Consider the following 12447-nt stretch of genomic DNA (forward strand, 5'->3'; position numbering starts at 1 on the left):
CGTCGGTCAAGACCTGCTCACGCATCCTGCAATGCTGGAACATCCGACCCTGCAACCGAAGCCGACACGCCAGCTCATTCTGAACTGACCTCTTACTGCGTCCTGGTCGCCGAGACCGATCCGCGGCCCTCCGATGTCTTCGGCGGCTACGCCTGCGACTACACCGCGCCGGACGCCGCGGGCCTGCTGAAGAAGCACGCAGACCACGAGGCCCGCACCGACGACCTGGACGACTTCGAGGACCGGATGTCCGAGCTCCTGGCGGTGGACTGGGTGACGAAGGCGCTGGGGCCGGCCCCGCGTCCCATCGAATCCGTGCGGATGGCGGCGCTGCTGGCCGAGCATGCGCGAGGGCGAAACACCCGGGTCGACGTCGAGCGGGAAGCCACCCTGGGCGTGTCCTTCCAGGTTGCGGAATGGTTCGCCGGTATCGAGGCCATGCCTTCGGGGGAAGACCGCGACGAGGCCCTGCGGTTAGCCGCGTTTCGGATCGCCTTGGCGGTGCTGAACAAGTCGCCGTACCACATCGTCGCGGAGGCGGCCGGACGGCTGGCCGGCCGTCTCATCGCGGCGACCGGAGCCACCGGAGTCCGGCGGACATCCCTGTTCACCGACGACCAGGACCATCGCCTCCCGGCCCTGCGGGCGAAGCTGATCCTCGGGTCTACCGCCTTCGGTCAGGAGCTGGTTCCAATGCACCTGCTGATCTTCCACGATGAGCGGTACCCGAGTGCGGTGCTCAACCACGTCTGGGACAAGCACCACCGCATGCGGGTAGCCATCACCTGGTGGCTGACCAAGCTCAGCAAAGATCCCCGGCACCTAGTGTGGGTTCGCGCCGCCCAGGCCACCGGGTACCTCTGCGGTCGCGACTTCGCCTACGGGTACACCAAGATGATCGCCTCCAGCGCCACCACCACCCCTACGAAGAAAAACTCTTGGCAGCGCCGTATGTCGGCGGCCATCGCGCTGGATCAGGCGGCCCAGAACGACGCCCTCCGGCCGGCGATCCGGCGGATGCTGCACCACTGGTGCCGGTCCCATAGTTACGCGGCGCGCTGGACGGCCGCCGCCGCACAGGGTTTCACCCTCGGCGGACGCTACATCACGGAAACGCTGAACGAGCTGCGCATCATCGGGACCCCGGCGGAACGGCCGACGGTCGGGGGCTTCGACGAGAGCCTCGTCTGGGCCGCCGGCTTCAGCATCGCCAAACTGCTGGCGTTCGGCGAAATCGACCCGGTGCTCGACCATCTCGGCCGGTGGATTCGGAGCGAGCGCAGCAGCCTCCGCCGGCTCGCGCTGAACGCAATCGACCAGCTGACCGATCTCTACGGGTTCGAACTCGACTACCTGCACATCTCCCTCGGCAACGAAGGGCCCGAGCTTCCGTCCGCGGCGCAGAAGTGGCCGTTGCTGCTCACCCTGCAGTGGCAGCAGCCCGAGCTCACCGAGCCGATCGCCGACCTGCTCCGGCAGTCGCTGCGAGCCCGGATCGGCGGGTACACGGCGAAGAACCTGCTCGGCAAGTGGATCCGCATCACCGAACACGATGACGAATGCCTCGAAACGCTGGCCCGGTTCCTCCCCTACGTCGTCGACACCGAAAGCGACCGGCTCCGGCTGAAGCACCTGATCGACCGGCTCCAGGCGGACTGGGCCGATCCGCTGCGGCCCGCGGTCGCGGCCCGGTTGATCGACGCCGTGCACGCCCGACAAGAAAGGTATCTGCCGGCATGAGTGACGAGAAGAAGCCCGACGAACCTCCGCAGCCGCCGCCCGCGCCGGACCCGAACTGGCGCGAAGACGCGAAACAGGAAGAGACGACGGAGGAGGAGGTCCGGACCGTCGAGCCGTCCAGCTGCCGGCCGGTCCTCGGCGCGTACCGGGTCGGCCGGCTGGACTTCCTCGTCCGGCGGGCGCCGGCGCGGCCGTGGACGGCCACGGTCTTCGTGCACAAGAACGGGGCCATGACCACCTTCCGGGACGGCAAGCAGCCGAGTGTGCTGCAGATGCTGTGGGGCGGCTTCCGCAGCCAGTACGACGTGGACCTGTCGTTGCGCCGCCTGACCTTGGGTGTCACGTTGCCGAGTGCCGGGGACGCCTTCGTCTTCCGGGCGGCCGTCGACGTGCAGTGGCGGGTCGTCGACCCGGAACGGGTGGTGCGCGGCGGCATCACCGACGTCCGGCCGATCCTCGTGCCGCAGCTGCTCGAAGGGCTGCGGCAGGAGACGCGGTCGCTGCAGATCGGCGACGTCGTCTCCGCGGAAAAGGCGGCGGCCGAGCGCTTCCGGCCGGGGTGGCTCGAGGCGGAGCACGGGCTGTGGACGAAGGTGCTCGTGCGCCTGCGCATGGACAAGCAGGCCGAGCACAACCTGCGGCTCGCCTCCGAGGTGCAGGCGTTCAAAACGCTCATCGAGGGCGGCGACATCGACCAGTTCGCGCTCCAGCTGGCACAGAACCCGCAGCAGGTGGCGCCGGTCGTCGAGGCGCTCGTCAAGGAACGCGACACCCACCGCAAGCAGGTGTTCGACTTCGTCAACAACCTGCTCGAGTCCGACGCGCTGGACCGCTGGCAGATCGACGACCAGGTCCGGGTCACGCTGGAGTGGCTCAAGGTGTCGATCAACCGGGTGATCTCGGGGACCGACGAGGCGCGCCAGCTCACGTTCACCGGGACACCGCCGCCGCCAGGGGGCCGGGACAACGGCGTGTCGCCGGGCGGCTGAAACGTTTCAGATCATGATAGGCTCACGGCCTCTCAGCGAGGGGGTTCCGTGGTCGGCATCAAGGACGTCGCGAAACGGGCCGGCGTCTCGATCGGCACGGTGTCCAATGTGGTCAACCGGCCGCACGTGGTCGCGGCGGCCACCCGCAGCCGCGTGCTGTCGGTGATCGAGGAGCTGGGGTACGTCCGCGACGAGTCGGCGCGGCAGCTGCGCGCGGGCCGCAGCCGCGTGCTGGGCCTGCTCGTGCTCGATCTCGGCAACCCGTTCTTCGTCGACGTCGCCCGCGGTGCCGAGCAGGCCGCGCACGCCGAGGGCCTCAACATCGTCACCTGCAACAGCAGCCAGCGGTCCGAGCTGGAGGCGTCGTACCTCGCGATGTTCGCCGAGCAGCGGGTCCGCGGCGTGCTGCTGAGCCCCGTGGCGACGTCCGGCGAAGCGCTGCGGACCTTCCGGCGCACCGGCACGCCGTACGTCTTCGTCGACCGCAAGGTCCCGGCGTCGGAGGGGAGTTCGGTGTCGGTCGACGACGTCGCCGGCGGCACCCTCGCCGGCCGGCACCTGCTGGAGACCGGCCACCGGCGGATCGCGTTCGTCAACGGCCCCGCCATCCTCGCCCAGTGCCGCGACCGCGAGCAGGGCCTCCGCGCCGCGCTGGCCGGCTCGGCGGCGGAGCTGACGGTGCTGGAGGCGATCGGCCTCGACGTCACCTCCGGCCGCGACGCCGGCGCGCGCCTGCTCGGCACGAGCCCCCGCCCGACGGCGGTGTTCTGCGCGAACGACCTGCTGGCACTGGGCGTGCTGCAGGCGATGGTCGGCGCGGGTGTCCGCGTCCCGGAGGAGATGGCGATCGTCGGCTACGACGACATCGAGTTCGCGGGCGCGGCGGCGGTCCCGCTGACGTCGGTCCGCCAGCCCGCCCGCCGCCTCGGCCGCACGGCGGCGGAACTGCTCCTGGCCGAGACGTCGGACACGAAACCGGAACGGCAGGCCGTGGTGTTCACCCCGGAGCTGGTCGTCCGCGAATCGACCCGGGTGCGCCGCTGACGGCTCAGGCCCTGGCGAACAGCTTGCCTTCGGAGGTCCGCAGGCAGAACTGGCTGCCGGCGGACAGCACGACCTCGCCACCGGGGGCCTGCTTGTCGTCGGCCACTGCTTTGGGGCACCCGGCGCTCGCCTGCGCGGCGCCGGTCGAAGCGGGCGGGGCACCGTGCCCGGGCGCGGTGGCTGTGACGGTCACCGTCCGGGGCGGGGCATCGGCCACGCCCTGCTCGTTGCCGACCTTGCAGGCCGCGAACACCCCGGCGATCAACGCGGCGATGACCGTGGCAAGGGCGGTGATCAGCGTTCCGCGGCGGGTGATGCGCGCCGCCTGGGCCGTCGGATCGACCGGCTTTCGTCGCTTCGCAACTTCTTCCCTTCGGAGTAAGGCCGCCACACCGGGCGAGCCACGGGTGATGAGGCTCGGATTCGCTCCGGAGCGTTACGGGGGCGCTCCGGAACTTCTGGCCTCCACCCGCCGGTAAATCGGTTGGGATCCACCGGCCGGTTCGGCAAGCTCGGGATCATGGCGTCCAGGTGGGTGCGGCTGCAGGCCGTCGCGGTGTCCGGTTCGTCCGCCGAAGGCCTGCTCCTGGCCGCGATCCCGCTGCTGGCCGTGTCCGTGACCACCGATCCGCGCGAGGTGTCGCTGATCAACGTCGTCGGGGAAGCGCCGTGGCTGCTGCTGTCCCTGTTCGCCGGGGTGCTCATCGACCGGGTGCGCCGGACCGCCGTGCTGGCCTGGGCCTACGCCGTGCTGGCCGGGGCCGCCGTGGTGCTCGCCGCCGTCGCCTCCGCCGAAGTGCTCAGCCTGCCCGTGCTGCTGGTGGTCGCCTTCGTCATCACCTCGGCGCGGGTGCTCGGGGACGGCGCCAGCGGTGCGCTCGTCCCGGAACTGGTCGGACCGGATCAGCTCGCCCACGCCAACGCGCGGCTCACGGTGATCGACCAGGGGGTCGTACGGTTCGTCGTGCCGCCGCTGACCGGGTTCCTGATCGCGGTGGGTGCCGGGGCACCGGCCTGGCTGGCCGCCGCCTGTGCGCTGCTCGCAATGCTGCTCGCCCGCCGGATCCCGTCGCAGTCGGTCGTGGCGGCGACGACGCACCCGCTGCGCGACCTCTCCGGCGGGTTGCGGCACCTGGTGCGGACGCCGCTGCTGCGGTCGATCACGATCAACGTCGCCCTCGGCTCCTTCGCCGCCAGCGCCGGCAACGCGATGTTCGTGCTCTACGCGACGCAGGTCCTGCACGTCGGCCCGGTCGGCTACGGGCTGCTGCTGGCCTGCCTCGCCGTCGGCTGGGTCGCGTCGTCGTTCGTGGTGCAGCGGGTGGTGGACCGGCTCGGCTACTCGTGGTCGATGCGGTTCGCGCAGAGCTTCGGCGTGGTGACGCAGCTGCTGATCGCGGTCGTCCCGCCGTGGCCGCCGCTGGTGGGCGTGGTGCTGGTGTCCCTGACGGCGACCGTGCTCATCTGGAACGTCTGCTCGCAGTCCAGCCGCCAGCGCTTCACGCCGGCGCCGCTGCTGGGCCGGGTCCTCACCAGCCACCGGGCGCTGGCCTGGGGCCTGACCCCGCTGGGTGCGCTGACCGGCGGCCTGGTCGCGGCGCACTGGGGCCTGCGCGCGGTCTGGGTGCTGGGCGCGGGCATCCAGGCCGTCAGCTCGGTGCTGGTCTGGTTCACCCTGTCGCCCGCGGCCTTCCGGCGCGCCGAAGAGGCCGCCGCGGCCCGCGTCTGACCGCTGAAGCCGGGTGGTGTGCCGGGTCGGGGCACCGGCACACCACCCGGACGTCCTACCCGCCCAGGGCCAGCGCCACCGCGCCCAGCAGCGCCGCGTCCTGGTCGAAGCGGGCCGCCACCAGCCGGGGCGGGAACGGCACCGCGTGCGCCAGGCGGTCCGCCAGCGCCGGGAGCAGCACGTCCGCCGAGCGCACCAGGCCGCCGCCGACGGCGATGCGCTGCGGGTCGAGCGCGATCGCCAGGTTGGCCACGTGCATCGACAGCTCGTCGAGCGCCGCCGTCACCAGCTCCTTCGCCTCGACGTTCTCCTTGGCCAGCGCGAACAGTTCCCCGGCGGTGACCGGGCGGCCGAGCAGATCACTCGCCCGGCCGCCCAGCCCACGCCCACCGACGGCTTCCTCGAGCGGCGCCGCTCCGCTCGCGAAACCCTCGGTGTCCTGCGGCGAGAGCAGGTTGTACCCGATCTCGCCGGCAGCTCCGTTGGCGCCGGTCAGCACCCGGCCGCCGATCAGCACCGCCGCGGCGATGCCGGTGCCCAGGGAGAGGAACACCGCCGGGTCCGCGCCCTCCAGCGCGCCCCAGCGCCATTCCGCCAGCGCCGCCGCCTTCGCGTCCGTGCCCACCGCGATCGACACACCGGGGAACTCCGCGGCCACCAGCTCGGCCAGGTGCAGCTGTTCCCAGCCCGGCACGTTCGGCGCGAGCAGGATGCGGTCCGGCAGCACGATCCCCGGGCTCACGACGCCGATGCACGCGGGCACCGCACCCTCGTCGGCCAGGAGGGCCCTGGCCGCGGCGAGCGCGCGCACCACCACCTGCTCGGCCCCCGCCTGCGCGTCGGTGTCCAGCCGGCGCGTCGCCAGCAGGGTGCCGTCGCGGCCGGCGAGCCCCAGCGCCACCTTCGTGCCGCCGAAGTCGATCCCGAGAATCCGTTCCTCTGTCACGCGTGCGTCCCTCCCGTCCCCCGCACCACGACCCGGCCGGTGTTGAAGCCGTCGACGCTGATCACCGGAGCCGCCCCGCGCAGGTCGGCCGCCTGGTAGGTGACGGTCAGCGTCTGCGACTGGCCCGGCCACAGCGTGATGTCGTTGTCGTCCCAGGTCGCGTTCGCGAGCTGGTTGTCCCCCGGCGCCTCGCGGCCGTCCGGCGTCCCGCGGCGGACGTCGGCCCGCAGGAAGAACGCCGCGCCCGGCGTCTTCGAGGTGTTGGTGACGGTCACCGTGGTCACCAGGCCGGCACCGCTCGGGCACGTCGAGGCCACCACGCCGATCTGCGACTTCGGCAAGGTCTGCAGCGCCTGCAGGTTGCTGTACTGCGACAGCGTCGCCTGCGGGTTGCCGAGCGTCTTGGCCCAGTCGACGACGTCCTTCTGCGTCGACAGCCAGTAGACGTTGCGGTCCACGACCTTCCCGCCCTGCTTCACCTGCAGTTCGACGAAGTAGGCCTGCGCCGGGGCGGGCGCCTTGGTCTCGGCCGGCACCTTCGGCTTCAGCACTCCGGTGCGCACGCCCTGGCTGCCCAGCGAAAGCCCGGACGCGGTCTGGTCGTCCAGGACCTTGCCCGCCGTGTCGATGACGCGCGCCTGCACCGAGAGCCCGGACTGCGTGGTGGCGCCGAGGTTGTCCAGCGTCACGGATCCGTTGTCGTAGCCGTAGAGCGCGTGCAGCGGCTTGTTGGCCTTCTTGGCCCCGAAGAACGCGCCGGCCTGGTCGCCGTCGTCGTTGTAGAGCGACCACAGCAGCGTCGGCCAGCCCTTGTTCAGCTGCCAGTAGACGACGCCGGTCGACGGGTTGTCCTTGTCCGTCGAGTGGTGCAGGAACGCCTCGAACTGCGAGCGGGTGTTCTCGTAGTTCGCGATGTTCGCCAGGTCCACATAGGACTTGAGCGAGGTCCACTTCCCGTACCGCTGCAGTATGGACTGGTCCAGCGTGTACAGCGTGCCGAACGCGTAACCGCCGTGGTCCGGCTCGAAGTTCGCGTGGTACTGGTTGTACGCCGGGTCCTGCCACAGCTTCGCCTGCTCGGCGGGCGAGAGGAACCGCTTGATCGAGTCGAGCGTCGGCACCGTGTGCCCGGCGCTCTGCTCGCTCGCGAAGCCCCACGCGCCGCCGGCGTTGGTGCGGCTGTCGTCGGAAGCGTCGAAGTGCGAGCTGTCGTACCAGTACGACGGCGGCACCCAGTCGTACGGGCCTTCCTTCTCGCCCGAATTGCCCAGCGTCGGCGTGCTCTTGTACTCCGCCGAGGCGATCACCGGGACCTGGAAGTCCTCCTGCTCGAAGGCGGTGAGGACGGCGTGCTCCTGGTTCGGGAACGGCTCGTTGTCGCTCCAGCCGTAGTTGAACACGCTGGGGTGGTTGCGTTCGCGCTGCGCGATGCTCACCGACGAGTCGTGGATGATCCGCAGGTCGCGCTCGCCCAGCTGCTCGGCGGTGTCCGGCTGCCAGGCGTCACAGCAGAGGAAGCCGCCGATGACCAGCAGGCCGGCGCGGTCGGCCTGGTCGTAGAAGTCCTGCGGCATGTCGTGGCCTTCGAGGCGGACGCCGGACAGGCCCAGGTTCTTGATCAGCGCGATCTGGTGCGCGGTGTCGGCGGAGTCGTAGCGCAGGAACAGGTCCGGCGCGAAGCCGCCGCCGCGGAACACGAAGTCCCTGCCGTTGATCGTGAACTGCCGTGCGCCTTCCGGCAGCGCCGCCGACTTCCCGACCAGGCGGGAGGTCACCGTGCGGATGCCGAAGGTGCTCTTCGACGACGTCGACAGCACGCCGTCCTGCGAGACCGCGGTGCTCAGCGTGTACAGCGGCTGGTCACCCATCGAGTACGGCCACCACACCTGCGGCTTGGCGATCCGCACCGGCGCGAAGGTGATGGTCCGCTTGGTGTTCGCCGGGATCGTCACGCGCTGCTTGACGACGATCGGCGCGCCCGACGGCGGGGTGATCGTCGCGGCGACGTCGCCGGTCCGCGGCGCGGCCGCGTCGTTGGTGACGTCCACCTTCACCGTCAGCTTCGAGCTGGACAGGTCGGCCGCGTTGTCCTGCACGACGTGCGCGTTGTCGCCGGTGAGGGCGTCGGAGACCTGCAGGGTCGGCGGGAACTGGATGCCGGTGTCGTTGTCCGGCGGGATCTGGCTCCAGTCGACCTGGTCCAGGGTGTACATCTTCAGCGGGTTGTTCGGGTAGACCTTGATCGCCAGGGTGTTGCGCCCCGGCTTCACCAGCTTCGAGACGTCGAAGGTGTGCCCGGCGAACGCGCCGCTGACGACGTCCTTCGTGGCGACGAGCGTGCCGTTCACCCAGACGTCGCCCTCGCCGACGATGCCGGGGATGGTCAGCTTCGCGTGCTGCCCCGGCCGGATGTCCGGGGTGAAGTCGGTGCGGTACCACCACGGGTCGGAGAACGGCTTCGTGACGACCGGGCCGAGCTTGTCCACGTACCCGAAGCACTTGCGCATGTTGTCCGAGTAGAAGACGTCCGGGCACTTGCCGTTCTGCACCAGGGCGTTGATCTCGGTGCCGGGCGCGCCGGCGTCGTCCGGCTTCACCGGCAGCCAGCCGCGGGTGGCGTACCCGGGCGTGGAGACCTTCTCGCCGCCGTCCTTGACCTGCGCGGTGGTGAGGACCTGCCAGCCCTGCAGGCCGACCGTGCTGAACCCGTGCGGCTTCGCGACGGCGTGGGTGTCCTGCGCGGCGGCGGGCCCGGCCACGCTGACCACGCCGGGGACGAGGAGCAGCGCGGCGAAGACCGCGAGGTTCCGGGTCATGCCTGAACCCCTTCCGGTTCGGTGGCGAACGCTTCCTTGATCTCCTTGGGCCCGAACGGCCAGGTGTGCTCGGCCTTGGCGTAGCCGAGGTAGGCGAGCGCGCCGATGGCGATCCAGCCGAGCGACAGCCAGATGGACAGCCAGTCGGCCGATTTGTAGATGTAGACCCAGCCGACGAGCGCGATGATCGTCGGCACCGGGTAGAGCCACTGCCGGTACGGCCGCCGCAGGTTGGGCTGCCGGCGGCGGAGCACGACGATCGCGGCGACCTGGGCCAGCGACTGGATGAGGACCAGGGTCGCGACCGCTGCGTTGATCACCTCGGTCAGGGTGAACAGCGAGCCGACGATCGTGATGGCGCCCATGGCGAGCACGCCCGCGGTGGGCAGGTGCAGCTTCGGGTGCAGCTTGCCGAACACCGGCAGGAACACCTTGTCGCGCGCGGCTTCGAACGGCACGCGCGAGCCGCCGAGCAGCCCGGCGAAGACGGACGCGATCGCCGCGATCACGATCAGCACGGTGATCGACTTGGCGACGCCGGTGCCCCAGACCTGTTCCAGCACCGAGGACGCGACCGACTTGGCCGTCTTCAGCTGCTCCAGCGGGATCGAGCCGAGCACGCCGACCTGCAGCAGGAAGTACAGGCCCATGATGCCGAGGATCGAGAAGATGATCGAGCGGGGCAGTGTGCGGCCCGGCTCCCGCACTTCGCCGCCGAGGTAGGCGGAGGTGTTGTAGCCGAGGTAGTCGTAGATGGCGATGATCAGGCCGGCGCCGAGGCCGGTCCAGAACGCGCCTTGGCCACCGAAGCTGAACGCGCCCGGCGTGAAGGCGAACGCCTGGGCCGCGCTGAAGTGCGAGAACGCCGCGACGATCGTGGTCAGCACGGCGACGAGCATGACCACGAACAGCACCGTCGTGAGTTTGGAGATCTGGCCGATCTTCCGGAACAGCGCCAGGATGATCAGCAGCGTGATGCCGACGCCGATGATCTTGCCCAGCGGGGTCGTGCCCGCGTCGTCGGTGACACCGGGGATCAGGTAACCGAGGTACTGGACGAGCCCGATGATGCCGGTCGACATGATCAGCGGGATGAACAGCACCGCGCTCCACACGAACAGGAACGGCATCAGGCGTCCGGTGCGGTACTGGAACGCTTCGCGCAGGTAGAGGTACGTGCCGCCGGCGCCCGGCATGGCGGCGCCGAGTTCGGCCCAGATGAGCCCGTCGGCCAGCGCGACGATCGCCCCGATGATCCAGCCGAACATCGCCTGCGGGCCGCCCATGGTGGCGACCATCGTGGGGATCGTGACGAACGGGCCGATCCCGCACATCTGGGTCATGTTGATCGCGGTGGCCTGCAGCGGGCCGATCCGGCGCTCAAGGGCGGGCGGTTCCCCGGATCGAGTGGGTGAACTCACGACGTGCCTCCGGCTAGTAGTTAGTAAAGTTTCTTAACATAGAACGCGCGGGGTCGAAAGGGTTCCGCCGGTAAAGTTGCGGCAACTCAGGAGGACGTGTGGGGCAAAACGGGCCACCGGTCGGAACCCCGGCGCACATGCGGGCGCTGAACCAGCGGGTCGTCCTCGACCGGCTGCGGCGCCAGGGCGAAGCAACCCGGCCGCAGATCGCGGCCGGCACCGGGCTGTCGAAACCCACGGTGGGCCAGGCGCTGCTGGACCTCGAACAGCACGGGCTGGTCCGGACCACCGGGCGCAGCCTGGCGGGGCCCGGCCGCGCGGCGGTGGTCTACCAGGCCGCGCCGGACGCCGGGCACGTCGTCGGCGTCGACATCGGCCGGCGCGTGATCCGCGTGGCCGTGGCGGATCTCGAAGGCAGCATCGTCGCGCGGCTCGACGAGCCCAACCGGTGCCGGTCGGCGAGCGCGCTGGTCCGCACGGTGAGCGGATCCGTCGAACGCGCGGTGGCTTCGGCCGGGCTCAGGCCGCACGAGGTCGTGTCGACGGTGGTGGGCACGCCGGGCGTCCCCGACCCGGCGACCGGCACGGTGCACCGCGCGCCCAACCTGCCAGGCTGGGAACGCCGCGGGGTACTGCACGAGCTGGCGTCGGCGCTGGCGCTGGCGGGCTCGGACGTCGTGGTGGAGAACGACGCGAACCTGTGCGCGGTGGGCGAGCACGCCCTCGGCGCGGCGCTCGGCGTCGACGTGCTGGTGTGCCTGACGGTCGGCACCGGGATCGGCATGGGCCTGCTGGTGGAGGGCAGGCTGTTTCGCGGCGCCCACGGCGCGGCGGGCGAGATCGCGGACCTGCCGTACGGCCCGATGCCCTCCGGAGCGGCTCCCCGCCGCCCGGGCCCGGTGGAGTCGGCGGCGGCGGGCCAGGCGGTGGTCGACGCGGCCCGGGCCGCGGGACTGACGAAGGCGAAGTCGGCGAAGGACGTGTTCCGCCTGGCCCGCGCGGGCGACGAGCGGGCGTTGCGGGTGGTCGAGGAGGAAGCGGAGAAGCTGGCGTACGTGGTCTCGGCGGTGACGGCGGTCCTGGACCCGCGCCTGATCGTGCTGGGCGGCGGAATCGGCGGGAACACGGACCTCCTGGCCGCCCCGATGCGACGCGCCCTGGCGGCGACGATCCCGGCGGTCCCGGACATCGTGGCCGGCCAGCTGGGCGAGGACGCGGTCCTCGCGGGAGCGATCGCCACGGCCCTGGGCACGGCCCGGGACCTGGTGTTCGACCGCCGCGGCCTGCGCCACGCAGCGGCCGGCACCTGAGCGGCGGCAACCGAGCCGGCTGTCGTGACCGGTAAGGCGGGTTAGAACGCGCCTTACCACTCACGACGACTCGCAGCGGCCACGCCCGGCAGGGTGGAGCGGACGCGCGGTGCCCGGCGCCGGCGCGGCCGGAGCGAACGGGTCCACGGCACCCGCCGCGGCTCGGCGCGGTCCGGCCGGCGCCCGCTAGTCCGAGGGGCCCCGCAGGGTCAGCACCACCCGCAGGACGTACTCGACCGCCGTGCGGAAGGCCGGGCCGCGCAGCTCGCCGCGGTCCGCCAGGTTGCGGGAGGCGAACTCCAGCTCCCGTTCCGCGCCGCCCCGGCGGACCACCAGTGCCGCGATCTCCTCGAAGTCGAGCTCCGGGTGGTCGAGGCGGATCAGCGAGAACTCGATGATCAGTTCTTCCGCCGTCACGTGCGCCCCTTTCCGCTTCCTCCAGCTTACCCGTG

Annotated in this window: 10 protein-coding genes; 5 read left to right on the forward strand and 5 right to left on the reverse strand. The window is 71.2% G+C overall.

Translation table 11 applies throughout. The features are described from left to right. The 3 genes from AB0M93_RS33545 to AB0M93_RS33555 all read left to right on the forward strand — a co-directional run. Nucleotides 1-1740, forward strand: a 1740-nt coding sequence (locus tag AB0M93_RS33545) for a hypothetical protein (RefSeq protein ID WP_364281070.1), incomplete at its 5' end; no start/stop codon positions are given. Further along, complete coding sequence (locus AB0M93_RS33550) at nucleotides 1737-2729, forward strand: hypothetical protein (protein ID WP_364281073.1); 993 nt, start codon at nucleotides 1737-1739, stop codon at nucleotides 2727-2729. The genes AB0M93_RS33545 and AB0M93_RS33550, both read left to right, overlap by 4 nt. Nucleotides 2730-2777: 48 nt before the next feature. Further along, nucleotides 2778-3773, forward strand: a complete 996-nt coding sequence (locus AB0M93_RS33555; RefSeq protein WP_364281076.1) for a LacI family DNA-binding transcriptional regulator — start codon at nucleotides 2778-2780, stop codon at nucleotides 3771-3773. 4 nt (nucleotides 3774-3777) lie between these two features. Here AB0M93_RS33555 and AB0M93_RS33560 read toward each other — a convergent pair whose 3' ends face one another. Next, the gene (locus AB0M93_RS33560; RefSeq protein ID WP_364281079.1) at nucleotides 3778-4164 is read right to left on the reverse strand and encodes a hypothetical protein; all 387 of its coding nucleotides are present in this window, start codon (nucleotides 4162-4164) and stop codon (nucleotides 3778-3780) included. A gap of 129 nt (nucleotides 4165-4293) precedes the next feature. Here AB0M93_RS33560 and AB0M93_RS33565 point away from each other — a divergent pair, with 129 nt between their 5' ends. Further along, nucleotides 4294-5502, forward strand: coding sequence for an MFS transporter (locus tag AB0M93_RS33565; protein ID WP_364281082.1), 1209 nt, complete (start codon nucleotides 4294-4296; stop codon nucleotides 5500-5502). A gap of 55 nt (nucleotides 5503-5557) precedes the next feature. Here AB0M93_RS33565 and AB0M93_RS33570 read toward each other — a convergent pair whose 3' ends face one another. From AB0M93_RS33570 to AB0M93_RS33580, 3 genes are read right to left on the reverse strand one after another with little or no spacing between them, the layout of a single operon-like run. After that, entirely contained in the window at nucleotides 5558-6448 is an 891-nt protein-coding gene (locus AB0M93_RS33570) for an ROK family protein (protein WP_364281085.1), read from the reverse strand. Next, nucleotides 6445-9264 (reverse strand): beta-mannosidase, encoded by a 2820-nt coding sequence (locus AB0M93_RS33575; protein ID WP_364281088.1) that lies wholly within the window; start codon nucleotides 9262-9264, stop codon nucleotides 6445-6447. Before AB0M93_RS33575 ends, AB0M93_RS33570 begins: the two co-directional genes overlap by 4 nt. Beyond that, on the reverse strand, nucleotides 9261-10685 hold the full coding sequence (locus AB0M93_RS33580) for an APC family permease (RefSeq protein ID WP_364281091.1): 1425 nt from the start codon (nucleotides 10683-10685) through the stop codon (nucleotides 9261-9263). Before AB0M93_RS33580 ends, AB0M93_RS33575 begins: the two co-directional genes overlap by 4 nt. A gap of 137 nt (nucleotides 10686-10822) precedes the next feature. On the opposite strand from AB0M93_RS33580, the gene AB0M93_RS33585 reads away from it, so the two are divergent. Next, complete coding sequence (locus tag AB0M93_RS33585; protein ID WP_364281093.1) at nucleotides 10823-11995, forward strand: ROK family protein; 1173 nt, start codon at nucleotides 10823-10825, stop codon at nucleotides 11993-11995. Between the two features lie 186 nt (nucleotides 11996-12181). Here the strand turns inward: AB0M93_RS33585 and AB0M93_RS33590 are convergent, their stop codons facing one another. Continuing rightward, nucleotides 12182-12412 carry a hypothetical protein gene (locus AB0M93_RS33590; RefSeq protein WP_364281096.1) on the reverse strand — a complete coding sequence of 77 codons (231 nt, stop codon included), beginning with the start codon at nucleotides 12410-12412 and terminating at the stop codon, nucleotides 12182-12184. Nucleotides 12413-12447 lie beyond the last annotated feature (35 nt).

Origin of the sequence: Amycolatopsis sp. NPDC051102, from assembly GCF_040682815.1 — a bacterium.
GTDB lineage: Bacteria > Actinomycetota > Actinomycetes > Mycobacteriales > Pseudonocardiaceae > Amycolatopsis.